The organism is Flavobacterium sp., assembly GCF_030146175.1.
Classification (GTDB): Bacteria; Bacteroidota; Bacteroidia; order Flavobacteriales; family Flavobacteriaceae; genus Flavobacterium.
On the sequence record NZ_JASLCE010000051.1, the window covers coordinates 1 to 26,954 of the forward strand.

Here is a 26,954-nt window from a genome sequence, read left to right on the forward strand (position 1 = left end):
TTGAAAAAGCAGCCGTGTATCTTGAAAACCTGATGCGCGAAAACAATATTAAACCCTATTTTAAAACTTACCGGGATACGTTGGGTAATTTCCATAAACCGGCTTTTAATATCGTAGGTGTTATCGAAGGAAATGATCCGAAACTTAAAAATGAGTTTGTGATTATCGGTGCGCATTACGATCATATCGGACGGGTATCGACTCCGGTTAATGGCGATGATATTGCCAATGGTGCCAACGACAATGCTTCCGGAACAACGGTAATGTCGGAAGTAGCCAAATATTTTGCAAAAAATAAAACCAACAAAAGAAGCATATTAGTTGCCTTCTTTTCGGCGGAAGAAAAAGGGTTGTTAGGTTCCTATCATTTGGCGAAAAAATTAAAAGAACAGCATTTTAATCTCTACACCATGTTGAATTTTGAAATGCTGGGTGTGCCGATGAAACGGGAATTTTCGTCCTATATAACCGGTTTCGGGAAATCGAATATGTCGGAAAAAATCAATGAATATACCCATAAGAAAACCGTAGGGTTTTTAGAAGTCGAATTGCAATACCGCTTGTTTATGGCGTCGGATAATTATCCGTTTTTCGTAGAATTTAATGTGCCGGCACAAACCGTTTGTACATTCGATTTTGAAAATTATTCCTATTACCATCATCCGTCGGATGAATTTAAGTTAATGGATACGGCACATATGGCGGCTTATGCGAAAGAAATCATCCCGGCAGTAGAGGGAATGACCAATTCGAAACAAAAAGAGATTAAACTAAATTAAAAGCATACAATCGAACAGGATTTTACAATACAATGAAAAACATTATTATAACAGGGACAAGCAGAGGAATCGGATATGAACTGGCATTGGAATTTGCAGCTGCGGGACATCAGGTGTTGGCCTTGTCGCGAAAACAACCACAGGCATTACTCGAAAATGAAAATATCAGCTGTTTAAGCATTGATCTTTCACTGGAGGAAGATCTGGAAAAAGTACAGCAATTTATCGCGACGACCTGGAAAAAAGTGGATATCCTTATCCATAATGCCGGAGCGTTATTGCTAAAGCCATTCGGGGAAATTTCGGCTCAGGAATTCGAAAATATTTATAAAGTAAATGTTTTTGGTGTGGCCAATTTAACCCGTATCTGTATTCCATACCTGCAAAAAGGAAGCCATGTACTAACGATTAGTAGTATGGGAGGAATTCAGGGAAGCATGAAATTTGCAGGACTTGCGGCGTATAGCTCGAGTAAAGGAGCGGTAATTACCCTGTCGGAATTATTGGCCGAAGAATACAAAGAAAAAGGAATCGCTTTTAATGTATTGGCATTAGGCGCCGTTCAGACGGAAATGCTACAGGAAGCATTCCCGGGATATGAAGCACCGCTAAACGCAAAAGAAATGGCCGACTATATTTTTGATTTTGCTTTAAACGGCAATAAATATTTCAACGGAAAAGTACTACAGGTTTCTTCAACCACGCCATAAACGCGTTCAGAGGGATTCACATGAAAGATAAATTAGCACCCTATATACCGGAGCATGCATTGGATGCCGTTTTTGAGCTGATAAAGCTCAATCGCGTACATCTGAAAATCGTTAATGAAAGGGTGACCCGACATGGCGATTACCGGAAACATCCGGATGGCTATCATCAGATTACGGTTAATGCCAGTCTGAATAAATATCGGTTTTTTATGACGCTTATTCATGAAATTGCCCATTTGGTGGCTTTCGAAAAATATGGCCGGAATATTAAGCCGCATGGAGACGAATGGAAAAACACCTTTCAGCGGTTGATGGTACCGTTTTTGCGACCGGAGATTTTCCCCAATCAGTTATTACCGTTGCTGGCTCGGCATTTCAGAAACCCGAAAGCGAGTAGCGATACCGATGCCACATTAGCCCTTGCTTTAAAACAATTTGATCCTGCTAACGATAAAAATTATATATTTGAAATCCCGTATGGAAGTATCTTTCGGATACATAATGGAAGGATTTTTAAAAAAGGGGCACAGCGAATCAAACGATTCGAATGTATGGAATTGAATTCGGGAAAGGTGTACCTGTTTAATCCCAATGCCGAAGTGGAATTGTTACCCGGATAATAAACTAAAGAATTAGCCATATCATTTGGCACAATGCGATGAATAAAAATTATTATGCAATATTAATGGCCGGTGGGGTTGGATCCCGGTTTTGGCCAGTGAGTACAGTCGATTTTCCAAAACAGTTCCACGACATGTTAGGAACCGGGGAAACACTGATCCAGAAAACATTTAGCAGACTCTCTAAGATTGTACCGGAAGAAAATATATTGATTTTAACCAACGAACGCTATAATCAGTTGGTGTTGGAACAATTGCCTCAGGTAAAACAGGAACAGGTAATCCTGGAGCCTGTAATGCGAAATACAGCACCTTGTATTGTATTGGCCTCTTTAAAAATACAACAAAAAAATCCAGATGCATTAGTGGTTGTAGCGCCAAGTGATCATTGGATTGAGGATGAAGATCAATTTATAGCCAATCTTCAAAAATCATTCGAGAACTGTTCTCAAAACAATGTTTTAATGACATTAGGGATTTTACCGACTTTCCCAAATACCGGTTATGGTTATATTGAGTACAATAAGCTGGATAATAACCCGATTAAAAAAGTAGTGCAATTCCGGGAGAAACCGGATTATGCCACAGCTAAAGCGTTTATCCAAAGCCGTAACTTTTTGTGGAATGCCGGTATCTTTATTTGGAGTATACGTTCCATTACCGAAGCTTTCGAAACTTTTCTTCCAGAGATGATGGCCCTTTTTCAAAAAGGAATTAGCGTATATAATACACCTAGGGAACAGGAGTTTATCCACGAAATTTATGGCGATGCCGAAAATATTTCGATTGATTATGCTGTTTTGGAAAAGGCCAAAAATGTATATGTATTGCCGGCAACTTTCGATTGGAACGATTTGGGAACCTGGGGATCGCTACATGAAAAATTGCCAAAAGATGAGCAATTCAATGCTGTTGTAAATGCAACGATGATTCTGGAGAATGCTTCTAATAATATTATCCGGACTGAAGGTAAAAAACTCGTGGTGATTAACGGGTTGAGCGATTTTATTGTCGTAGATAAAAACGATACGCTGTTGATTTATCCGAAAGATAAAGAGCAGGAAATTAAAAAGATTAGTGTACTGCTGGATCAGAAATAAAGAAAAATAAATAGTAAAAATCCCCATTAGCAATGCTTTTGGGGATTTTTTTATGGCTATAGCTGGCGTTCAAACAGGAAGAAGCTATAATAGGATTATCCGTTGTCGTATAGGTTACGGTTTAAATAGCTTTTTAGATTATCAACGGCTGTTTGAATATCAAATGTTAACAGGTTAAGGTCAAAATGTTACCGATAAAGGTAAGTAAGAGCCTGAATGCGATTTGTTTAAAATAACATTGCTAAATTTTGAATAAATAAGCGTTAACTAGTATATCGGATAGGATGCCTGTGTTTTATGAATTTCAAAAATGAAAATCAGGGATTATCCGGAATATTGTGAAACGTTCTTTTTCGTATTGTTCCCTTTTTTGGAGTACTAACTAATAATACTATTTATATGCCACAATTACCAGAACCTGTTATTACCTGGGACAACCTACTTGCCCAGATTTTGAATAATGTTGCTGATCCTGCATTAAGAAATGAGTTGGAAGAATATTGCAATGTTACATTTGCTACACTTAGAAGTCATTTGAATGACTATCATGAGTTACCTGATCCACAACGAATAGGAGAAGAAGGATTTCGACTATTAATAATTTTGAAAAATGATATGTCATTTTTACAGGATTTATCCTTTGAATATGTCAGACAATTGCTTCATAATACGCCGGAGGAAATCATAACATTCTCAAATACGATGCTAAGCACGGATTCTATTATAGTGCGAAATGTTGTTTATGTAGGAACGCTCGACTCGGAATTAGAAGATGTATTCCATTTTGTAAATGTTTCACCATCATTTACAGAATATGATATGGCTAATATAGAGACATGGTTAATTGCACAAAGCAGAAAAGGAACGCCCTCTACGGTCAATTTATGGACCGATAAGAATAATGTGCTTGTCAATGATTTATATGTTGAAATTCATCGAATAGCCATCCGGAGAGTCATGGATCGATGGCGTGCTTTATATCCTGATCGAATCGCTACACTGGAACAATTGAATGCTACTCAAGATCAGATAGTAGCATTAAATGAGGTTTACAGACAAAATCCAACACTTGAGATATTACAACAATTAAGAAATTTGGTAGGTCAGGCTATGCAGCTTCGGGCTACAGCAGCGGCTTTTCTCGAGGAATTTAAAGCGTTGGTTCCTTCTGAAGGAATACCTTTACAGGATACGGCCTATAATTTTATAAAAGACCAACCTCATGAACAATGGGATAACTTTCGGGTTCGGTTTATGAATGACCAGCTCCACGTACCTCAGGATAGAATACAGGCTTATATTCAAAAAATCAATGACCGACAAGAGTTATTGGATAGAATTCAAGATGAGTTTCCGCGAAAATATCCCCATTTCGCCTCAAAGGATGTCGAAGATATCTTGTCTGAAAACCCCGATTTAGAGCGTTACTACAATCGGGAAGTATTAATGCGTATGGATTATCGCGCTGCTCAAAGTGTCCTGACTTTACTGGTGTTAAAATCAGAAGGCGGTAATGTACTGGAAACAGGTTGCTTGCCAAAATATAACAACTCGGTAACCAATATTCTTGAACTTCATACCACAAATTCAGTGCTGTTACCCGGAATGGAGGAAGCAGTAAGAGTTTCTTCCTGTGATAATAAAGAACAGGTGGAAAATGCAATTAAAGAGCGTATAATTGAACGGAAGATACTACAGAAAGAGCATCCTGCCGATGTAAGTTATTTAGATGCATCTTTAGGTGACCAACAAAAAATTAATGCCATATGGGATGCTGTTAAAGAATTGGAACCCGTAGGATTTTTTAAAACAATACAACACAACTATGTTTTTAAAGATTATGTTAAGCGTACCCGGGGTACTGAGCTTATAGAGCAGTATAAACGCTCTCGTGTTATAATTAGTGCAAAAGAGAATTCAGCCGGATTACAGGCTGTTATAGCGTATCTGGTTAAATCGTCTAAGATAGTCGAACAGATTTTACCACATCTCTCTGTTAACATGACACTTCAAAGTCTTAGAACATTTAGAGATGAAGTGTTTAGCGAAGAATTTTATGGCGGTTTGGATACTGATGCCCGAAATTATAAAAATTTTACAATAGAAGCGCAAACACACTATCGACTAAACCGATTCCTAGACTCTGTAGATGTAGATAATGATGTTTTATGTGGTGTTGGATTGATCGACTTTGCCCGTGATAATTTTTTTAAAGCACAATATGGAAACTTTTTTTCTAATCTTGAACTTATAGAGCCTGTAGGCATGTTTCCAACATATGTCTCTTATTTTGTAAACGAACCCGAATTCGCCGATTTATATACGCATTTTGATTATGCTCCTTCTCCTACTATGGATGAAGAACTGGAAAACGTGTATTTCAGAAACTTACAAAGGGTGCTGAAATTTAAAGACTATTTTGAAACGAAAGCGATACGTTTTTATGAATTGGCACACAACTTTCAACCGCGAAATATACAGTTTTTACCGCAAGAGTTATTGTTACCAATAGAAGAGTCGGAAGGTTTGTGCCTGGGCTTATCGGTGATACAGGGGTTGGCAGATGACTTAAATGCTACCGATGTGTTTGCTTCGGATATTGCAGCGCTGTCCGGGTTACAATTAAACAAAATGGATAATGTGCTGTCTGCATCTGATTTAGGACTTTACAATCAGTTTTTAGGGAAATTAAAAGCGCTAAATATAGCTGTAAATAAAGAACTGTTTAAAGTGAAAAAGTCAATATTCAAAGAGACGGCTACTGCTCCTGTAGAAAGATTGTCCGAGGCCATAAACAAACTGACTTTTACAAAAAATGAACGATTTCTATTGGCCACACCTAACCACGGAATGACTTTGAGCCGTAAAGGAGACTGGTATACTTTTTATGATTCTAATATTGGTTATGTTAGTTTTGATAACCTTCAAAAAGCGGGCTCGTTTATTCAGCAACATTTAGATCTGATTAGTGGGCTGGGAGGGTATTATGGATTAGCCAATAATCAAGTATATATTACAAGATACAGTAATTCTGATCTGAGCACTTTTGGAGGATTAAGCTATTTTACCGATATAATAAATCAGGGTGGTATTTCTTTGACATCTGATAAATTAAGAAGTTTAGACCGAAAAAACGGAGTAGTAAAATTTAATGAGACAGGTTTTAGACGAACAGAATTGGTTGAGATGGGAGGGATGTATAATTGGGCACCTCTTGACGAAAATACCCCATTTAGCGATAAGGATTTCTGGGATAAAATGTCTTTTGATGCTCAAAAATTATATCGCTTTATGTACAACAATGAAGTCGATACAGCTACTATTAACAGGTTAAAAATCTTAAAAACGGCTGGAAAATTACCAACGGATAATGGCGTTTTGTTACTGTCTGATCTGACCAATGGAAAAGCGACGGGACATGTCGAGACATTGCATTATAATATATTGCAATCGTCTGAACAAGTGGCTGATATATACGGTCAGTTTTCAGTTAAATTAGACGGTCTGCTGAACAATATGGAAATTAATCCGGAAATGTATAAATTCAAGAGCGGTGCGGTCGAAAAACTCGAAGGTCAGAAATATGGACTAACATTAATAAATAAAGAAACCGGAAAAGAAGTCGCAATTGTAATGGATTGTGCCGATTTGGAAAAAACAATAAGTAATCATGTATATACCCTGGCCGAAGGCGCAGAACCTGCCCTAGTTTTAGGGGGTGCCGGTTTAGGACTGATGGGGCTAATTCGCGGGGCTGTAGCTTTACGGGGCGGATATGGGAGCAGTTACGATATTGCTGCTGTAGCACTGGGCGGAAAACAGTTGGCCGATGCTATGTTGGGTACAATAGCCATGTTTATTATAGGAGATACTCTGGCGCAATCGGGAACAATATTTACTTTTTCTATAGAAGGAACTTTGGCTAATTTATGCGAAAAAACCGCCTTAAAGATAGGGGGAGACATTGGTAAGTTACTAACATCCATTAGTGTATTTTTAAAATTACCTTTGATAGGACTCAATATATGGGGATTGTACGAAGATGTAATCTATTTGAATAAAGCAGGATCCGGCCCAGAACGAGCGGTAGCAATAAGTCAGCTGGTAGTAGATTCTATGGTGGCAGCACTTACACTAGCCTCTTTTGCTGTCCCCGAAGCCGCAATACCTGTACTTATTGTTAGTGCCGTAGGATTAGGCGTCACAGCAATTGTACACAATCTGGCAAATGCTCATGAACGGTATTATCAATTTGTTAAATGGCAGGATATTATGCGTTCCCTTGCCGATCCTGTACCACATAAGTCTCCAGATGGAATCATTGATCTTTCGCGAAATCAAATTTTGGGAGATGTTGTCCTGGTGCTCACGGATGATGATAAAAATCCGTACCGCTTAACCTATACCAAGTCTAATGATACCGCTCTTCACTACGGACATTGGCCAAACGAAACACCGGAACAAGTGAAAAAAAGAGTGGATTACGGATACCCCTCTACAGCACCAATTCCGCCTTTTGCACGCGAAGAATTTTTTGATCCCAATAATCAGCCATTGGCGATTGGTAAAGGGATTATCAATACAGTGGTATTAGGTTTTGGAATTCGTTACAAACTGATGTCTCAGGTGGAATATATCTCAGACTGGTTGGGTTATGACGATAGAAATCAAAGAGCCAGTGGCGGATATTGGGAAACTTTCTGTGAAGAATCGGGTACTAATCCTATTGAACAGGATGGCGCTTCATGTACTGTAACGGGCAACAGCGAAAACAACCTCTTTATGACACCTAATATTGTCGATTGGTCCGATGTCACGAAAGCAACAGAAACCATACAAAAATATGCCGCGTATCAGTTTACGATAACGACCGGACCAGGTAATAATATCGTGGCATTGGGACAAAGCGGAACGTATAAACTCGTTGGAGGTTCTGGAGATAATGTTTTGGATCTGTCGCATATTGAACTGGATATTAAAGTAGATCTCGATATTGTCGGTTATCAGAATATTTATAATGACCATGCAGGCGGAAAATATGAAAATTGTATCAAAGCTTCGATTACTAATTTTAATATCGTAAAGTGTCCGGCCTTTATTAATTATAATGTGTATCGTTTAGCCGCAATAAAAGGTGCTACCAATAAACCGAATGTGTTTTTCCTGGGTAGAAGTACATTTGTACAAGTTGTGGGTAGAGGAGGTGGAAATATGTATATCGTTAGCCAAATAGGAAAACGGGAGCTGCAATATTCACAGCAAATTATTTTACATGTTGAGCCGGTATCTGTAAAAAAAGAAGAACTTACTGTGTCAGTAGAAAGGATTCATTTTGAAGATTATAAACTCTTGGATTTTGACAACTGCAAGTTCACATTAAATAAAACAACAGAATTAGTACCCGTTTTGACACTGGAAGGGTTTCTGTTACAAGAAATCATTATCTATGGATTTGAAGTAAACAATAATGTCATTACAAATATGTTGTTTTCGACCCAGGATGGTTTCTCATTCTATTATGATAACAATCTTAAAAAAGGAGTGGTAACACAAATCGATTTCGATAAATGGAACCTGTTTAATGAGCCTGTATTTAAGGAAACCTTCGATTTTCACTTTTTTAATACAATCTATAAAGAGAAGTTCACAGTAGCCGATGATGTGGTTTGTATTAATACTTCGGGAACAGCTTATATGAAATTAAGTACTAAAAAAGCGGTCCTGTTGGCTAATTTGAAAGCAGAAACAATCACTATTCCAAAGGAATTTATGGATTTTGAATGGACAATATCGACAAGTCATACCACGCATACAATCGATATAAAAAACTATATGTGTAATGCGAATAAACCGCTAATTGTTTTTGACGGACATTTCTTAGCAGTTCAGCAAAATACAATCGATCTGTCGGATTTTGGAAGTGCCTATGATTTAAGAATTAGCAAAAAGCGTAATGCTTTTCTGGTAACATTAACCAGTACTGATCGGGTGAAACAGCTAACCATTTATTTTAAAGATGTTTTTAATCAGGATATGACAGAAACAATAGTCAATACAGATGCTGTATTGCGAAGAGGGCCACATAATGTCCTGAAGGTTACCGATCTGTTGGGACTTTGTAAAGATCTTATCGATGAAGAAATCTTTATACCTTTTGTTGTAATAAAAAAAGCATAAATTATCGTATGATCGTAAAAAAAATCAAGGGCACAATAAGTATTGTGCCCTTGATGATATTAATAGAGATGCCGATTTATTGCTCTCTGTTTTGTGCTTTTCGTACTTTTTTAAACAGGTTTGATGAATATACAAAGTCCACAATGGCCTCGTTATCCGTTTTGAAGATTTCCCTCTTCGTACCTTCCCAGGCAAGGATTCCTTCTTTTAGGAAAATAATTTTTTCCCCGATTTCCATTACCGAGTTCATATCGTGCGTGTTGATCACCGTGGTAATGTTATATTCTTCGGTAATTTCCTGAATCAGGTTGTCGATTACGATTGATGTTTTCGGATCCAGACCGGAGTTGGGCTCGTCACAGAATAAGTATTTTGGGTTGTTTACAATCGCACGGGCAATAGCCACACGCTTTTGCATCCCTCCGGATATTTCGGAAGGTTTCTTTTTATGTGCGTTGATCAATTTTACACGGTCAATTACAAAATCAACACGCTCCTGAATTTCACGCGGGTTTTTATTGGTGAACATTTTTAATGGGAAACCGATGTTTTCCTCTACTGTCATCGAGTCGAATAACGCACTTCCCTGAAATACCATTCCGATTTCGGTACGTAAATCACGTTTTTCGTCGCTGGTAAGGTCGGAGTATATCCGGCCGTCAAACGAAATGGTTCCTTTGTCCGGCGTATGAATGCCCAATAAACTTTTTAATAATACGGTTTTCCCGGAACCACTCTGTCCAATGATCAAATTGGTTTTCCCGGTGTCAAAAACCGTGGAAATCCCTTTTAAAACCTTGGTGTCACCAAATGATTTCTCGATATCTTTTACTTCGATCATGATTATTTGGTTAAAAGTAATTGTGTTAAAATATAATTCGCAAGGATAATCGCCACACTGGTCCATACAAACGACGTCGTACTGGCTTTTCCTACTTCCAATGCGCCTCCTTTCATATAGTATCCGTGGAACGATGGGATCGTTGCTAATAATAAAGCAAAAACGATGGTTTTTAGAAAAGCATAAACCACGTGAAACGGAATAAACTCCACTTGTAAACCAGTCATAAATTCATCACTCGATGCAAATCCACCGTAAACACCGGCAATCCATCCACCTAAAATTCCCAAAAACATACTTAAACCGATAACAAACGGATACAATAGCAATGCGATTACTTTTGGGAATACCAGATAGTTCAGGGAATTGATTCCCATTACTTCTAAAGCGTCGATCTGTTCGGTTACGCGCATCGTTCCGATACTGGACGTAATAAAAGATCCCATTTTACCAGCCATAATAATGGAGATAAAAGTAGGAGCAAATTCCAGAATTACGGATTGACGGGTCGCAAAACCGATCAGGTATTTTGGGATTAACGGGTTGGTTAAGTTTAACGCCGTTTGGATGGCAACTACGCCACCAACGAAAAACGAAATAAACGCCACAATTCCCAGTGATCCGATAATTAAATCGTCTATTTCTTTGAAAATTAGCTGCTTCATCGCCGACCATTTTGTCGGTTTATTGAAGACTTCTTTCAACATCAGGAAGTATTTTCCTATTTGTGACAGATATCTAAGCATAATATTTAATAAATCTTGGCTAAAATACCAATAAGTTACGAGTTTTGGGGTATTGCGACGGAGTTTTTTGGCCTATGTAAGCTTGGCTTTCATTTTTTGGAAACGGTATTTTCGGATAAAACGACCTTGTTCCGGCGTTACCAAATACGGTTTTTTACCCAACCAGGCTTTAAAAAAACCAACCATATAGTCGATAAAAAGAAATGGTTTCTTTTTTAATAGGGCCAGTTTTAAAGAAGCGATAGCTGTAATTGTAAAGCCGTAGCGCAGACTGTAAAATGCAGCGCCTTGTTTGTAGCGTGCCGTTTTGTTGTAATTCGCTCCGGTTGGTTTCAGGTGTTTTACCTGTAAGCTTGCATCGGTTACGACTTTCCAGTTGTAAAACTTGCAAAGCAATTCGTCAACCGTATCCCAACCCATTGCCGGTTTTAATCCGCCAATCTGTTCAAAACAGGCTTTGCGATAGGCTTTAAAAGCACCGCGAATATGGTCTTTATCGGTTAGGTTTTCCAGTATCCAATCGCCGTTTTTTTCGATATAAGCGAAACCGCCGGCCATACCGATTTCGGAATCACTTTGAAAAATGCGGATAATCGTTTCGAAATAATTGGGTGGCAAAATCAGGTCGGCATCCAATTTGACAATAAAATCATAGTTGCCGTCCAATTGTTCGTATCCTTTTTGAAATGCCTGAATAACTTTGCTTCCGGGTAAATGGATCGCATCCGATTTTTTTTCGATGATCGAAATCCAGGGATAACGTACTGCAAAATCGCTCACAATGGCATGGGTATTATCCGTAGAATTATCGTTTACGACCACAACCTGTTGCGGAAGTGCGGTTTGTGCCACCAACGATTCCAGGGTTAACGAAATAAACGCCTCCTCATTATGTGCCGGAATAACGATATAGTACCTCATTATTTTACTTTTTCAGCATACACGATATAATAACGCGGTGTAAAACGGCGTAATAACGGGCGAATTCCGATCTGTTTTACCGGGTTGGTAAATTTTTCGCGATCCAGAATTTTCCAGCCGGTTTTTTCCAATAACCAATCCAGTTGCCAGTCTTCGAATTCATGGTAATGACGATCCCACATATCGGTTTTGCTACGGTAAGCAGGCGAAAACCACAAACGCATCGGAATCGAAATAACCAGTTTGTCCGATTGGATGTTTTGTAAAACCGTAAACGGATTTAACAGATGCTCGAAAATTTCGAAAGCCGTCGTCACCGGATAGTTGCCTTCCGAAAGTGCCGTCTGATCGATATCCAGATCTTCTCCTTTGGTATTGGTTACGGTATAGCCGTTTTCTTTCATAATCTTCGAAAACGGGTTGTCAACACCCAAATCCAGAATAGCTTCCGAAGGGGAAATATGTTTTTGTAAAAAGGCTAGTGTATGTTTAAATCGCTTGTTCGGAAATGTTTTTTCGTACATAGTTATAATCGGTAAACGAAGGCATTTATGTTCATTCCTGCGCCTACGGATGCAAAGATAATAACATCTCCTTTATGAAGTTCCTGATTTTCGATTTTTCCTTTTATCAATAAATCGTATAAAGTCGGAACGGTAGCCACACTCGAATTTCCGAGTTTGTGGATACTCATGGGCATTACACCTTCCGGCGGAGTTTGTTTGTACAGTCGGAAAAAGCGCTGGATAATGGCTTCATCCATTTTTTCATTGGCCTGATGAATCAGTACTTTTTTGACTTCTTCGATTGCAATACCGCTTTTATCCAGACATTCCTTCATGGCTTTCGGAACCTGACTTAAGGCAAATTCGTAAATCTTACGCCCATACATTTTGATATAACGAACATCGGGATCGTGTTCGGCATTAAAAGAATTTCCGAAATATAGAAAATAGGCTTCATCATAGGTAAAAGAAGCGGTTTCGTGTGCGAGTATTCCGCTATCCGTATCGTCGGAAGCTTCTATAATCGTAGCACCGGCACCATCGGAATAAATCATACTGTCGCGATCGTGAATGTCGACAACGCGGGATAGGGTTTCGGCTCCAATTACAAGACATCTTTTAGCCATACCGGCTTTGATATAGGCATTTGCCTGTATCATGCCTTCAATCCAACCCGGACAACCAAACAGGATATCATAGGCTACACATTTCGGATTTTTGATTTTAAGACTGTGTTTTACCCGCGCGGATAAACTGGGAAGAATATCCGTTTGAATAGCACCTTGTTTTACATTGCCGAAGTTGTGGGCAAAGATAATATAATCTAAAGTCTCCGGATCGATCCCGGCATCTTCGATCGCTTTTTGAGCGGCAAAATGAGCAATATCGGAAGTTAATAATTGATCCTCGACATACCGACGCTCTTCGATACCCGTGATTTCTTTAAACTTTTGAGCAACGACATCATTCGCATACGGAAAAGGCGAACCGTCTTCATTTAAAAACTGATGCTGGGCAAAATCGAGATTGGTTACGGTAATATTAGGAATATAACTTCCGGAACCGATTATTTTACTGTTCATAAGGTGAATTTATACTTATACTAAGTTATTGATTTTAAACGCTTATGTGCCGGTAAAAATTTTGTGTAAAATGATTATTATGAAATAGTTATTTAAAGGAGATTAAAATTATTGATAGTAAAATTAATTGTGATTTTTTTGAGAAATCTTTAGCTGCATAATCGTCGCTATGGATAAGGCACGTGTCTTGATTAACTCGGAATTACTGCCTTCGAAGTGTTCGTCAACTGTTTTGTTGAAATATTCCAGCCATATTTGAAAATGCTCCGGGCGTAACGGTTCTTTTTCGTTAAGATCCAGATGGATTTGCATTACGTTTTTTCGGTAGCTTCCCTCGCGAAGAAGCGTTTGTTCCCAAAAATCGGTTAAATGCGGAAGGTGGGCTTCCAGGTCAATTTGAGCAATGTCGGTAAAGATATATCGGATACGATCGTCGGATAAAAGTTTGTTGTAAAACTGTCGCATCAGATGGAGTAAATCGGCTCGGGTGGTAATGTCATTCATATTGTGAAAGTATAAAAAAAGAGCCGCGATAAAGCGGCTCTTCGTATTTATATTGGATTTTAGTGTTCCATATACGCTTCAATTGGCGCGCAAGAACAAACTAAATTACGGTCACCGTAAGCATCGTCAACACGACGTACGGAAGGCCAGAATTTGTTTTCAGCAATATACTCCAACGGATAAGCCGCTTTCTCTCTTGTATAAGGGAAATCCCATCGATCAGCTGTTAACATCGCTAACGTGTGCGGTGCATTTTTCAATACATTGTTTGTATCGTCGGCAGTAGCGTTTTCAATTTCTTTTCGGATTGAAATCATAGCATCACAGAAACGATCCAATTCGCCTAAGTTTTCACTTTCGGTAGGTTCGATCATTAACGTTCCGGCTACCGGGAATGAAACTGTAGGCGCGTGGAAACCGTAGTCCATCAAACGTTTTGCGATATCGGTTACTTCGATTCCGTTTTGTTTGAAAGAACGGCAATCAACAATCATTTCGTGAGCCGCACGTCCGCATTCTCCCGTATATAAAATAGGGTAGTGTTGTTCCAAACGCGCTTTCATATAGTTGGCGTTCAGAATAGCAAACTGTGTTGCTTGTTTTAATCCTTCGGCACCTAACATGGTGATATAGCCGTATGAAATCAAACATACCAAAGCCGATCCGTATGGTGCAGCCGAGATAGCAGAAATCGCCTGATCACCACCGGTAGCAATTACCGGGTTTGTTGGTAAGAAAGGTACCAGGTGTGGCGCTACGCAAATAGGTCCAACTCCAGGTCCTCCTCCTCCGTGAGGAATCGCGAATGTTTTGTGTAGGTTCAGGTGACAAACATCAGCACCGATAGTAGCAGGATTTGTAAGTCCTACCTGAGCGTTCATGTTGGCACCGTCCATATATACCTGACCACCGTTTTCGTGGATCAGTTTGGTGATCTCGATAATGGAACTTTCGTATACACCGTGTGTAGACGGATACGTTACCATTAAACAAGAAAGGTTGTCTTTATGTTGGATTGCTTTCGCTCTTAAATCTTCAACATCGATATTTCCTTCCGGAGTGGTTTTGGTTACGATGATGTCCATTCCAGCCATCGCAGCCGAAGCCGGGTTGGTTCCGTGTGCCGACGATGGAATTAAACACACGTTACGGTGTCCTTCACCTCTGGAAATATGATACGCACGAATTGCCATCAATCCGGCATATTCTCCCTGAGCACCGGAGTTTGGCTGTAAAGAGGTACCTGCAAAACCGGTTACCACGTTTAATTGCTCTTCCAGTTTTTTCAACATGGTTAGGTAACCCGTAGTTTGGTTTACCGGAGCAAACGGGTGGATGCTGTTCCAGTTGGCCATACTTAATGGTAACATTTCGGCAGCCGCATTTAATTTCATTGTACACGATCCTAATGAGATCATCGAATGATTTAACGCAAGGTCTTTACGCTCTAATTTTTTGATATAACGCATTAAAGCCGTTTCCGAATGGTGGCTGTTAAATACGTCGTGTTGTAGGAATGTTGATGTTCTTACCAATTTCTCCTGAATATGAGTCGCCGTGTCTAAAGCGGTTACCGTTACGGTTTCTTTTCCAAGAACTTCAGCAAAAACAGCTACGATCTGGTTGATGTCGTTTAAAGAGGTCGTCTCGTTAAAGGAGATCGAAATCGTATCGTTGTCGCTATAATAGAAGTTTACTTCGTTGTTTTCGGCTACTGCTTTAACTTTAGCTGCATCGGCTTTTACCGTGATGGTGTCGAAGAAAGCCGTATTGATTTGGTTGATTCCCAGTTTTGCCAATGCATTTGCAGTCGTAACCGCCGAAGCGTGTACTTTGTCGGCAATATACTGTAATCCTTTTGGTCCGTGGTAAACGGCATACATACCGGCCATAACCGCTAGTAATACCTGAGCGGTACAAATATTGGAAGTCGCTTTTTCACGTTTGATGTGTTGCTCACGGGTTTGTAACGCCATACGTAACGCACGGTTACCATTAACATCCTGAGAAACCCCAATAATACGTCCCGGCATACTACGTTTGTATTCTTCTTTGGTGGCGAAGAAAGCCGCGTGTGGTCCTCCGAATCCCATTGGAATACCGAATCGTTGCGTGGTTCCCACTACAACATCGGCTCCTAATTCGCCCGGAGCGGTTAATTTTACTAAACTCAGAATATCCGCTGCTACAGCAACTTTGATTTCTTTAGATTTTGCGGTGTGGATAAAACCGGCATAGTCGTAAACCTGACCGTGTTTTCCAGGGTATTGTAAGATTGCTCCGAAGAAATCTTCTGAGAAATCAAACGTTTCGTGGTTACCTACAACCAGTTCGATTCCAATTGGAGTGGAACGGGTTTCCAGTACCGATAAGGTTTGCGGTAAAATTTCTTCCGAAACGAAGAATTTATTAGCATTGTTTTTTTTCTGATCTCTTGTACGTACGTCAAAAAGTAATGCCATCGCTTCTGCAGCAGCAGTACCTTCGTCAAGTAACGAAGCATTGGCAATTTCCATTCCGGTTAATTCGATAACCGTAGTCTGGTAATTTAAAAGTGCTTCCAAACGTCCTTGGGCAATTTCTGCCTGATACGGCGTGTAAGCCGTATACCATCCCGGATTTTCAAAAATGTTACGTTGAATTACCGGTGGAACAATTGCCGGGTGATACCCTAAACCGATATACGATTTGAATACTTTGTTTTGGGCACCCAATTGCTGGATATGTGTTAAATATTCGTATTCTGTTAAAGCCGGATCCAGTTGTAAATCGTTTTTTAAACGAATTCCGTCCGGAAATGTTTCATACAATAATTGATCCATGTCCTTCACCCCAATGGTTTGGAACATGTGTTGAAGGTCGCTCTCTCTTGGACCTAAATGTCGTAAAGCAAATGCGTCTGTTTTCATCAGTTCTTAATGTCCTGTTTATAAACGTTTGATATTCCCATAACAGAGAATAGCATCAAACTGTCGTTAAGTTGTGTTTTAAGCGAACAAAAATAACTATTAATCTCCTAATAAAATTCTTTTTTAACTCCATTTTTTGTTGAATTTTCAACCAAAATTAAATGTTATTAACAGATTGATTATTTTTGTAAGTATGCAACTACTCAAGAAATTACTTGACTTTTATATTAACGGAAGTATTCATGTGGCTATTGCGGTTTTCGCTTTGGTACAGATGACCTTCCATTTTTTTCATATTTCATTTGACTGGGCGATGTCGCTATTTGCCTTTTGTGGGACAATCGTTGGCTATAACTTTGTGAAATACGATGCATTAGCCCGTGCGAAAAAACTCAAAATGAGTCGGCAGTTAAAAGCAATTGTTGTGTTAAGTGTGGTAGCTTTAGCCGGAACATTATATGGTTTCTGGTTTCTCCAACGGCAAACGCAATTGTTGGCGCTGGCTTTTTTGGGACTAACACTGTTGTATACCCTGCCGGTTTTTCCAAAGTTGGGGAATGCCCGGAATTGGGCCGGAGTGAAAATCTATATCGTGGCTTTTTGCTGGGCCGGAATTACATTGTTCCTTCCGATTTTAAACGCCGGACTGGATTTTACGAATGATGTCTTTCTAAAGTTTTTTCAGCGTTTCCTTTTGGTGATCATCCTCATTCTTATTTTCGAAATTATCGATCTGAAAAACGATGATCTTTCGCTGCAAACCGTTCCGCAACGCTTGGGCGTAAAACGAACCAAATGGCTCAATTTATTCCTGTTACTGCCTTTCTACGGATTGGAGTTTTTTAAAAGCGATTTCCAGATCGTACAGTTGTGGATTAACCTTGTATTGGTACTGGTTATTGCGCTTTTTACCCTTTTTTCAAGTCCGAAACGATCCGATTATTATACGTCTTTCTGGGTCGAAAGTATCCCGGTTTTCTGGTGGGGATTGGTGCTGCTTTTTGCATGATATATAAGAAAAAACTTCTGGCTTATTGGTTTTACCTGTTTTGTTTTTAACGGGGAAATACGCTGTTTTTTATGGTCTTGGTACACTAGTTTTGGAATGGAAAATCAAAACATAGTGAGCCGGATGCACTTTAAAACGGGGCGGAAACTGAAAAGCCTATGAGTAAGTGTGCAACCAAATCTTTATCATTATGGAATTAGAAGTAGTATCACAGGGAATGGTCATTAAGACTGTTGGCGGAACCGGCGGATCGGAATTCGCATCGGATTATATTCGGTCTATCGGTATCTATAGCGGAACGGAAGTAGATTCAATTACCATTAACGGAAGCAAGCACGGCGGTGGCGGTGGACGCGATGGCGGGACGCTTATTTTAGGCTCGGATGAATATATCAACAGAATTGCAGTTCGCTCGGGTGCGCGTATTGATAGATTAGTACTATCAACCAATAAAGGACGTACAATTGGTGGCGGCGGTAATGGTGGAAGCGAAACGATTTTGGAAAATATCCGCGTGGTGGCCATTGGAGGAAAATCCGGTGCCCGAGTGGATCAGTTGCGAATCACTTATGTTGAGGATTATTATCCGTCGACATTAGTGGAAAAAAGAGGACAGTTCGTGATCGGTTTTACGCCGCAGGGAACTATACTAAAAGAATATACGGAATCGACTTCTAAAACATCGGATAGTTATGAAAACGTAACGGAAACCATGTTAAGTCAGCAGTATAATGCCAGCGTGGAGGCTGAGTATTACGCGAAGGTGGCTATTTCAACAGAAATCAAATATGTGAATACGCAATTAACAACGATTAAAAAAGAATTATCCACTCAGTTGATCAACCAGCAGTCCAAGGAAGTGACCATCGAAAAAGGGATGGTAGGCGTGTTGTTGGTGAACGGTACTATTTTGAAAGGTTCCGACGGGGTTTACTGGATGTATCCGAATACACTGTTGAGTTATGCGGTTATTGCGGTATCCGATTATCAGAATGTCCTGAATCACTATGATCTTACAGGTGAATTGGCAACACAAATGCCGGAATTGTTGAAATACAAAACAGAGAAAAACGACTATGTGTTTTATGAAAAAGAACCGGTTCGTTAAGTATAATGTCAGTCACGTAAATCGGGAAAACCACGGACAAAGTTCGTGGTTTTTTTGTACCTATTTTGGAAGGCGTTAATTCTCGGCCAGGTATTTTAAAAGTTTGTTCCGATTTAAAATCATATGATACAGGTGTCTCTTAAGAAATAGGAGGTTAAACAATTTTCCGATAATTCCAAACGGTGTACGGTATTCTATTTTGTCGATCATAAGCGTAGTATCGTCCCGGATTTCAAATAGATGTTCGTGCCTGAAAAAAGTAAAATGGCCTTTTGTCATTTCGTCTGTAAAATGATCGGGTGACGCCATTGCTGTAATTTTGCTTTGATGGTTGAGGTAAAAACCAAAATGCTTTCCGCGCCAGGTTACGGTTTCATTCAGATGAATCAATCCGGATGTCTTTCCGGCAATTGCCTGTTCCTTCGTTTGTGAAACGGAGAGTTTATGGATGTCGATATTTCGGGCCAGATCAAAAACAATTTTTGAAGGTGCTTTGATCGGAGTAATGATGGTAAAGGAGGTCATGCGAAAAACAGTTTTAGTTTTAAGAATACTAAACCGGTAAATACGGTGGCGAATAGCAGAAATAAAATATTCATAAAATAACTGCCCATTTTAAAATGCCACTTTTTTGGAATCGTATACATTGGATAATAGGCAATTTGCGTGGCGACTTTTCCGGTCCAGTAAGCAGCAATAAGTGCGGTTAAAGCGAAGGCAAGTCGGGTGTTTTGTTGTAAGTCGTCATAGAGAAAGATGGCGATGAGTCCGAACGAAAAATTCAATCCCTGTATATACCTTCCGTAGGTTTTGGCAATTTCCTGGTTTAAGGGTTGTAGTTTTTTAACATCATTATACCAGTCAAAAACCTGATGACGGATATACGGGTAAATCATCGCGGTGAAAATCTGGCCGATTCCCGCTACGACAATCAGCCAGTTTGGAATTGTAAACATCTTGATTAGGCTTTAAAAATTATTTTTTCTTCTCTTGCGGTTTGGCTGGCTTTTCGTTTTCCTCTAAAAAAGAAATAGAGATTTAGAAAAAGCATCAATCCTAAATAGATCGCAAACCCACCAATTTTATAGCTTAAGGCTTCAATAAGTTCCTGGTAAGTATTGTCGGACAGATTCATGTCGAGTATCATCAGGGCAAAACCCAGGTTGAGCAGGTAAAATCCGGTTTCGAATAGTTTGTTGGTAGCGATGGCAATTTCTTCACGACCTTTAAAAATGTCGAGCATATAGACTTTGCTGTTTCGGAATAGTGTTTTAGAGACATAATAGGTCAGGAAAAGTGCAATGGGTAAATAAATTACATAACCGATAAGTGTTTTGGTCGTTTCCATGAGGGTATGATTTATAGTTACTGAATTAATTTTTGAACATAGTTTTTTAGAAGAAAAAGATTGGTGTAATGCAATGCAGCCAGCAGAAAAAGGATGGTTGCCGCTTTGATTGCGATCACTTCGATGAGCATTGACAGGGTTGTAATGGTTTGCCAGTTGGTAATCGTAATGGCGCAATAGCCAATGTTGAGCAGGTAATATCCGGTAAGCAAAGCTTTGTTGATTTGAAGACAAAGCGCTTTGTGATCCGGGATTAGTGTGGCTACAAATATATTTCCGTTGTCATAACAGATTCTTCCGATTTTAACGATGACCAAGCTCATAAGTCCAAGGAAGAGGAGGTAGGCAATACTGTTATAGTGTATCATTTTAAATAATTTTATAATTATTAAACTTTCAGAAAAAAATGAAACTTTGAATTAAATTTTTTTATTTCATGATTTTGATAACCAGCTTGGTTAACCAATTGTCTTTGTATTCGGTAATCTTGTCCAATACATTGTCGGCTTTTAAAACGAAGTCATGTAGTTTGGTCGTTTGTTCGATAAAATGTTTTGCCTCGGCCGAATTGTTTCCTTCGATAGAGGATACTTCTTTTAAAATTTTTAAAGCGGGTTTGATTTCCCGTTTGCTTCTTTCCTGTGAAATTTTAACCGCCAGTTCGTCCAGGTCTTTTTCGGCTGTAAAGAATTCTTTTCGTTCGCCGGCTTTATATTCTTTATAAACAATACCCCAATCCATCAGTCCTCTTAAATTCATACTGGCATTCCCTCTGGAAATATGAAGTGCTTCCATAATGTCTTCCATTGAAAGCGGCTCGGCCGATACCATTAACAAAGCGTGAATCTGAGCCATCGTTTTGTTGATGCCCCATTGGGAACCTAAGGCGCCCCAGGTTTGTACAAATTTGTTTTTTGCTTCGTTGAATTCCATAGTTCAAATGTATAAATAATTTCTAAAGTTTCAAAAATAATTGAAAGTTTATTTTGAAAAATAACCCGAAATCAATCGGGCTATGTCTTTTATAGTAATCCGGCGCGTTTTAGGAGTGCTTCCGGTTTTGGTTCCTGACCTCTGAATTTTTTGTAAAGCGTCATCGGATGATCGGTTCCGCCTTGCGATAATATGTTGTCTTTGAAGCGTTGTGCGACTTCCGGATTAAAGATTCCCTGTTCCTGAAAATAAGCAAAAGCGTCGGCATCAAGAACCTCGGCCCATTTGTAGCTGTAATATCCGGACGAATAGCCGCCCTGAAAGATATGCGAAAAAGAAGTACTCATCGCATTTTCGGCTACATCGGGGTACAGTTTGGTTGAGGCGAATTGCTCGTTTTCAAAAGTTTTTACATTATGAATTCCGGATGGATCCTGTCCGTGCCATCCCATATCCAGTAATCCGAAACTGATTTGACGCAAGGTGGCCATTCCTTCCAGGAAGCTGGCGCTTTCTTTTATTTTTTCGACGTATTCCATCGGGATGATTTCGCCCGTCTGATAGTGTTTTGCAAACAAAGCCAAGGCTTCCGGTTCGTAACACCAGTTTTCCATTACCTGACTTGGTAATTCTACAAAATCCCAGTAAACACTGGTTCCGGATAAACTCGGATAGGTGGTGTTGGCCAGCATACCGTGTAGGGCGTGCCCAAATTCATGGAATAAAGTAGTTACTTCATTAAAGGTAAGTAACGACGGTTTGGTTGCTGTTGGTTTGGTGAAATTACAAACAATCGATACATGTGGTCGTTCGTTTTCTCCGTTTCGAATTGACTGGTGTTTAAAAGAGGTCATCCAGGCACCATTGCGTTTTCCTTTTCTAGGGAAAAAGTCGGCGTAAAAAATGGCAACAAGATTTCCGTTATTGTCTTTCACTTCAAAAGTTTGTACTTCTTCGTGGTATTTATCGATGTCAAAAATTTCGGTAAACGTAATGCCGAATAGTTTTTGCGCTACGGTAAAGGCGCCGTTCAGTACGTTTTCTAATTTAAAATACGGCTTTAAGGTTTCGTCGTCGAGGTTAAAAAGCTCCTGTTTTAATTTTTCGGAATAATAAGCACCGTCCCATTTTTCCAAATGATCAATTGGATCCAGTTTTTTGGCAAAATTGGTTAATTGTGCAAATTCCCTTTCGGCTGCCGGTTTGGCTTTCGATTGTAAGTCATCCAGGAAAGCGGTTACTTTTTCAGGACTTTGCGCCATACGCTCTTCCAATACAAAATGTGCATGAGTGGCGTATCCTAAAAGATTGGCTCTTTCGTGGCGTAAGTTTGCAATTTTAATTACGATTTCCTGATTGTCAAAAGCATTATTCTGGAATCCTTTACGGCCAAATGCAATGCTGATGGCTTTACGCAGTTCGCGATTGTGCGCGTAGGTTACAAACGGTAAATAACTCGGATGATCCAATGTGAAAATCCAACCGTCTTTATCCTGACTTTTTGCGATGGCATGTGCCGCTTCAATAGCGCCTTCCGGTAAACCGTCAAGGTCTTTTTCGTCGGTTAGGTGCAATTGGTAATCGTTTGTTTCGGCCAAAACATTTTCACCGAATGTTAGCGAAAGTTTCGCCAGTTCCGCGTCGATTTCGCGCAAACGGGCTTTTTTGTCTTCTGCCAATAAGGCTCCGTTTCGGGAAAAACCTTTATATTTTTTAGTTAACAGCGTATGCTGCTCGGTAGTAAGATTAAGTTGATCAATTTGTTCGTATACGGTTTTAACGCGTTGGAATAAATCGGCATTTAAAATAATGTCGTTTCCAAATGCGGTTAAAACTGGCGATACGTCCTGTGCGATTTTCTGCATTTCATCACTGGTTTCTGCCGAATTCAAATTGAAGAAAATGGAGGATAGTCGTTCCAAAGCATCACCGGAATATTCCAGTGCTTCAATTGTATTAGCAAAAGTTGGTGCTTCCGGATTGTGAATTATAGCGTCGATTTCGGCACGTGCGGCAGCGATTGTTGCGGTGAATGCCGGAGCGTAGTCCTCAATTTTTATTTGCGAAAACGGCGCAGTGTTATATTTAGTAGTAAATCGTTCGGTTAAAATACTCATATATAGTAATATTAGCTTTAAATAAGGGTACACGTCTGTGAAAGACAAGGTACAAATTAGCTTTTTCTAATCCAAATCCGGTTGACGAAAGCGGGAAATTTATTTTAGTTCTTCGGAAGCTTTTAAAACGGCTTGTTTTAGGCTTTCTTTATAAGCGGTGATTTTGTCCAGAACAACACTGTCGTGACTTCCGATGATCTGCGCTGCAAGGATACCTGCATTTTTGGCACCGTTTAGCGCAACTGTGGCCACCGGTACGCCGCCAGGCATCTGAAGGATCGAAAGAACACTGTCCCATCCGTCTATCGAATTGCTGGATTTTACCGGAACACCAATTACGGGAAGTGGCGACATCGAAGCGACCATTCCGGGTAAATGAGCCGCTCCGCCAGCTCCGGCTATAATAACATTGATACCGCGTTTGTGGGCATTCGTACTGAAATCAAACAGTTTTTCCGGAGTACGGTGTGCCGATACAATGTCGACTTCTGTAGTGATTCCGAATTCTTTTAATATAGTGATGGCGTCCTGCATTACCGGCATATCCGAAATGCTACCCATAATAATGGCTACTTTGCTCATAGTGGTTTGTTTTAATTAGGAATGACTAATTACTTTGATGGTGTTTTTGACTACCTCTGCGGTTTTACGGGCTTCGTCTATATTTTCGTTCACAATGGTTACGTGCCCCATTTTACGGAAAGGACGTGTTTCTCTTTTTCCGTATATATGAGGTGTTACACCATCGATAGCTAATATCTTGTCGATGTTTTGATAGATAACCGGGCCGGAATACCCTTCTTCGCCAACTAAGTTTACCATAATACCGGCAACTTTGCTATCGGTATTGCCTAAAGGTAAGTTGAGGATAGCACGGATGTGTTGTTCGAATTGCGAAGTATAACTGGCTTCGATGGAGTAATGTCCGGAATTATGAGGTCTGGGTGCTACTTCGTTTACCAGAATAGCATCGTCTTCGGTTTGGAACATTTCGACCGCTAATAAACCTACATGATTGAATTTTTCGGAAACCTGTAACGCGATAGCACGTGCTTTCTGTGCAACCGTTTCGTCTATACGAGCTGGACAGATTACATATTCAACCTGATTGGCTTCCGGGTGAAATTCCATTTCGACTACCGGATAGGTTTTGATCGATCCGGATGGTGTACGACTTACGATTACGGCCAGTTCGTTTTTAAACGGAACCATTTGTTCGGCGATGCATTCGGTATCGGGTAACGAAGTAAGGTCGGTAGCAGTGCGGATAATTTTTACACCGTTGCCATCATAACCAAACTGCGCACTTTTCCATACAAAGGGTACATTGGTTTCATTGTTTTCGACCGATTGGATCAAACTGTTTTTATCGGTAAACCTACGATAAGGTGCAGTAGGAATTTTGTTTTCGGAATAAAAATCTTTTTGTCGGCCTTTATTTTGGATCAGCCGCAGGGTTTTGGGTGATGGATAAACAGCCAGGCCTTCCTGTTCAAGCTGGTCTAAAGCGTCAAGATTGACATTTTCGATTTCGATAGTCAAAAGGTCTACTTTTTTACCGAAACGGTATACGGTTTCGAAATCCATCAGGTCACCCTGAAAAAAACGCGTCGCTCCATATTGAGACGGTGCTTCGGCACTTGGGTCAAGGATATAGGTCTGGATGTCGAACTTACGGGTTTCGGTAAGTAGCATTTTACCTAACTGTCCGCCACCAAGTATCCCCAATTTAAAATCAGAAGAAAAATAATTCATTGTGTTGTTGTTTGTGCAAAGATACTTATCATAATAGAAAACACAATCGTATTACTTTATATTTTGCGGTTTTTCAATGAGGTAGAATTGAAAATAACATATTGTATATTTTATAACTTTGATAACAGAAACGGTTATAAATATATATTTTGATTGTTAATTAAATATAATTAATGTAAATTGTGTACTTGTTTAACCGAAAAAAAATAAAATTATGGTAAAAAGACTACTCATGTTGTTAGCTTTTGTTCCGTTTATAAGTCACGGGCAATTTTTACAGAATTTTGACGGAGGAACGACTATTCCTACCGGATGGACCGTTGTTAACGGTGGTGATACCGGAACCTGGGTAATTGTTAATTTTACCGGAGCAACCGGTATTAGTGCGCATAGTGGAACCAATGCAGCCGGTATCGGTTTTGGATCAACTGCTCACGATGATTATTTGGTCACTCCAGCTGTAACGGTTACGGCGGGTGTGTCGGATTTCTTAACTTTCTGGGGAAGAAGCCGTGACCCGTTATATCCGGAAACAATCAGTGTGAAGGTTTCAACTACAGGAACTGCTGCTGCAAACTTTACCGCTACGTTGGATGCGAATGTGGCTCCTGCGAGTGGTGCTAATTTTTTTAAATATCAGTACGACCTGTCGGCTTATGTAGGGCAAACGATTTACATTGGGTTTCATTCTACGACAACCGATATGTTCTATTTTGATATTGATGACGTAGAAGTAACGGCTTTACCAAGCTGTATACCGCCTACAAATCCTATGGTTGGTGCTATAACTGCTGCCACTGCTGCTCTGTCATGGACGCCGGGGGCGGGAACAACTAATTTTGAAGTACAGTATGGTGCGCCTGGCTTTACTGCCGGCTCCGGTACAGCTGCACCGCCGGTTACAGGAGCTACAGCTACGACTTTATCGGGATTAACTGCGAATACCGCTTATGAATATTATGTTCGTGCCAATTGCGGAAGTGGTAATTTTAGTACTTGGATAGGTCCGAGAGCCTTTAGAACAAGTTGTGCGTCGGTAACAACGTTTCCTTTTACCGAAAGTTTTGATGCGACTACTATCCCATCGTGTTGGAGTAATCAAACGGTTTCCGGAACAGCAAACTGGGCGTATGTAACCGCTAATGGTAATAGTTCGATTGCACCGAGAACAGGGGCAAGAATGGCAGAGTTTAGAACGACTACAACCGGAAATAAAACAAAATTAGTTTCGCCTCCGTTAGACTTAACAGCGGTATCTAGTCCGCAATTGAGTTTCTATTATGCTAACGTAAACTGGTTTGGTGATATCGATGAGTTGCGTATTTTCTATAAGACAAGTGAAAGTGGTGCCTGGACTCAAATCGGAGCGGATTATATAACAGAACATACCGCCTGGACTCAGGTGACTTTACCGTTGCCAAATCCATCGGCTACTTATTATATCGCTTTCGAAGGTACTTCAAACTGGGCGAGAGGTCTTAATCTTGATGATGTAACGGTGAGCAGTGCTTTATCGGCTTCGACATTTGATAAAGCTAATTTCAGAGCCTATCCGAACCCGGTTAAAAATATGCTGAATCTGGCCTATAATGAAACTATTTCGGCAGTTGAAATCTACAATTTGTTAGGACAAAAAGTATTGTCACAAAATATAAACCTTTCCGAGGCTCAGGTAGATATGAGTAATTTATCTGCTGGGAACTACCTTGTTAAAGTATTTGCCGGTGATGTGGTAAAAACAATTAAGATTATCAAAGAATAATTCTTGATAATTAATCCTGGGAAACGA

23 protein-coding genes are annotated in these 26,954 nt (G+C 39.8%); 8 read left to right on the top strand and 15 right to left on the bottom strand.

The genetic code is table 11. The features are described from left to right. The 5 genes from Q1R07_RS06330 to Q1R07_RS06350 form a co-directional block, all read left to right on the top strand. A partial coding sequence (locus Q1R07_RS06330; protein WP_300487418.1) for a M28 family peptidase occupies positions 1 to 779 on the top strand: 779 nt, incomplete at its 5' end. Positions 780 to 811: 32 nt separating this feature from the next. Then, on the top strand, positions 812 to 1,489 hold the full coding sequence (locus tag Q1R07_RS06335) for an SDR family oxidoreductase (RefSeq protein ID WP_300487421.1): 678 nt from the start codon (positions 812 to 814) through the stop codon (positions 1,487 to 1,489). 20 nt (positions 1,490 to 1,509) lie between these two features. After that, complete coding sequence (locus tag Q1R07_RS06340) at positions 1,510 to 2,109, top strand: SprT-like domain-containing protein (protein ID WP_300487423.1); 600 nt, start codon at positions 1,510 to 1,512, stop codon at positions 2,107 to 2,109. Between the two features lie 38 nt (positions 2,110 to 2,147). Continuing rightward, on the top strand, positions 2,148 to 3,209 hold the full coding sequence (locus tag Q1R07_RS06345) for a mannose-1-phosphate guanylyltransferase (protein ID WP_300487426.1): 1,062 nt from the start codon (positions 2,148 to 2,150) through the stop codon (positions 3,207 to 3,209). A gap of 399 nt (positions 3,210 to 3,608) precedes the next feature. Beyond that, on the top strand, positions 3,609 to 9,386 hold the full coding sequence (locus Q1R07_RS06350; protein WP_300487429.1) for a TcdA/TcdB catalytic glycosyltransferase domain-containing protein: 5,778 nt from the start codon (positions 3,609 to 3,611) through the stop codon (positions 9,384 to 9,386). Positions 9,387 to 9,462: 76 nt separating this feature from the next. Here the strand turns inward: Q1R07_RS06350 and Q1R07_RS06355 are convergent, their stop codons facing one another. The 7 genes from Q1R07_RS06355 to gcvP all read right to left on the bottom strand — a co-directional run bounded on the left by Q1R07_RS06355 (position 9,463) and on the right by gcvP (position 16,895). After that, the gene (locus Q1R07_RS06355) at positions 9,463 to 10,227 is read right to left on the bottom strand and encodes an ATP-binding cassette domain-containing protein (RefSeq protein ID WP_300487432.1); all 765 of its coding nucleotides are present in this window, start codon (positions 10,225 to 10,227) and stop codon (positions 9,463 to 9,465) included. Between the two features lie 2 nt (positions 10,228 to 10,229). Further along, positions 10,230 to 10,973 carry an ABC transporter permease gene (locus Q1R07_RS06360; protein ID WP_300487435.1) on the bottom strand — a complete coding sequence of 248 codons (744 nt, stop codon included), beginning with the start codon at positions 10,971 to 10,973 and terminating at the stop codon, positions 10,230 to 10,232. Between the two features lie 72 nt (positions 10,974 to 11,045). After that, positions 11,046 to 11,894, bottom strand: coding sequence for a glycosyltransferase family 2 protein (locus tag Q1R07_RS06365; protein ID WP_300487438.1), 849 nt, complete (start codon positions 11,892 to 11,894; stop codon positions 11,046 to 11,048). Further along, the gene (locus Q1R07_RS06370; RefSeq protein WP_300487441.1) at positions 11,894 to 12,418 is read right to left on the bottom strand and encodes a methyltransferase; all 525 of its coding nucleotides are present in this window, start codon (positions 12,416 to 12,418) and stop codon (positions 11,894 to 11,896) included. Before Q1R07_RS06370 ends, Q1R07_RS06365 begins: the two co-directional genes overlap by 1 nt. A 2-nt stretch (positions 12,419 to 12,420) precedes the next feature. Then, entirely contained in the window at positions 12,421 to 13,482 is a 1,062-nt protein-coding gene (locus tag Q1R07_RS06375) for a ketoacyl-ACP synthase III (RefSeq protein ID WP_300487444.1), read from the bottom strand. Positions 13,483 to 13,605: 123 nt separating this feature from the next. Then, on the bottom strand, positions 13,606 to 13,986 hold the full coding sequence (locus Q1R07_RS06380) for a group III truncated hemoglobin (RefSeq protein WP_300487447.1): 381 nt from the start codon (positions 13,984 to 13,986) through the stop codon (positions 13,606 to 13,608). A gap of 59 nt (positions 13,987 to 14,045) precedes the next feature. Next, positions 14,046 to 16,895, bottom strand: a complete 2,850-nt coding sequence (gene gcvP, locus Q1R07_RS06385) for an aminomethyl-transferring glycine dehydrogenase (RefSeq protein WP_300487450.1) — start codon at positions 16,893 to 16,895, stop codon at positions 14,046 to 14,048. 193 nt (positions 16,896 to 17,088) lie between these two features. Here gcvP and Q1R07_RS06390 point away from each other — a divergent pair, with 193 nt between their 5' ends. Both Q1R07_RS06390 and Q1R07_RS06395 read left to right on the top strand, forming a co-directional pair. Then, positions 17,089 to 17,904, top strand: a complete 816-nt coding sequence (locus Q1R07_RS06390; RefSeq protein WP_300487453.1) for a hypothetical protein — start codon at positions 17,089 to 17,091, stop codon at positions 17,902 to 17,904. Between the two features lie 190 nt (positions 17,905 to 18,094). Further along, positions 18,095 to 19,012 carry a hypothetical protein gene (locus Q1R07_RS06395; protein ID WP_300487456.1) on the top strand — a complete coding sequence of 306 codons (918 nt, stop codon included), beginning with the start codon at positions 18,095 to 18,097 and terminating at the stop codon, positions 19,010 to 19,012. Between the two features lie 75 nt (positions 19,013 to 19,087). Here the strand turns inward: Q1R07_RS06395 and Q1R07_RS06400 are convergent, their stop codons facing one another. From Q1R07_RS06400 to Q1R07_RS06435, 8 genes are all read right to left on the bottom strand, one after another. After that, positions 19,088 to 19,537, bottom strand: coding sequence for an SRPBCC family protein (locus tag Q1R07_RS06400; RefSeq protein WP_300487459.1), 450 nt, complete (start codon positions 19,535 to 19,537; stop codon positions 19,088 to 19,090). Beyond that, positions 19,534 to 19,968: a hypothetical protein gene (locus Q1R07_RS06405; RefSeq protein ID WP_300487462.1), complete on the bottom strand. Its 435-nt coding sequence runs from the start codon at positions 19,966 to 19,968 to the stop codon at positions 19,534 to 19,536. The genes Q1R07_RS06400 and Q1R07_RS06405 overlap by 4 nt, the downstream gene beginning before the upstream one ends. Before the next feature lie 5 nt (positions 19,969 to 19,973). After that, complete coding sequence (locus tag Q1R07_RS06410) at positions 19,974 to 20,360, bottom strand: hypothetical protein (RefSeq protein WP_300487465.1); 387 nt, start codon at positions 20,358 to 20,360, stop codon at positions 19,974 to 19,976. A 17-nt stretch (positions 20,361 to 20,377) separates the two neighbouring features. Beyond that, positions 20,378 to 20,728 carry a hypothetical protein gene (locus tag Q1R07_RS06415; protein ID WP_300487468.1) on the bottom strand — a complete coding sequence of 117 codons (351 nt, stop codon included), beginning with the start codon at positions 20,726 to 20,728 and terminating at the stop codon, positions 20,378 to 20,380. Between the two features lie 61 nt (positions 20,729 to 20,789). Beyond that, positions 20,790 to 21,293, bottom strand: coding sequence for a MarR family transcriptional regulator (locus Q1R07_RS06420; RefSeq protein ID WP_136403013.1), 504 nt, complete (start codon positions 21,291 to 21,293; stop codon positions 20,790 to 20,792). Positions 21,294 to 21,382: 89 nt separating this feature from the next. After that, positions 21,383 to 23,410, bottom strand: a complete 2,028-nt coding sequence (locus Q1R07_RS06425) for a M3 family metallopeptidase (protein WP_300487473.1) — start codon at positions 23,408 to 23,410, stop codon at positions 21,383 to 21,385. A 99-nt stretch (positions 23,411 to 23,509) separates the two neighbouring features. Next, entirely contained in the window at positions 23,510 to 23,992 is a 483-nt protein-coding gene (purE, locus tag Q1R07_RS06430) for a 5-(carboxyamino)imidazole ribonucleotide mutase (RefSeq protein ID WP_300487476.1), read from the bottom strand. A gap of 15 nt (positions 23,993 to 24,007) precedes the next feature. Beyond that, positions 24,008 to 25,165 (bottom strand): 5-(carboxyamino)imidazole ribonucleotide synthase, encoded by a 1,158-nt coding sequence (locus tag Q1R07_RS06435; RefSeq protein ID WP_300487479.1) that lies wholly within the window; start codon positions 25,163 to 25,165, stop codon positions 24,008 to 24,010. A gap of 214 nt (positions 25,166 to 25,379) precedes the next feature. Between Q1R07_RS06435 and Q1R07_RS06440 the strand changes: the two genes are divergently transcribed. Further along, a complete protein-coding gene (locus tag Q1R07_RS06440; RefSeq protein ID WP_300487480.1) occupies positions 25,380 to 26,927 on the top strand; it encodes a choice-of-anchor J domain-containing protein in 1,548 nt (515 codons plus the stop codon). Positions 26,928 to 26,954: the final 27 nt, after the last annotated feature.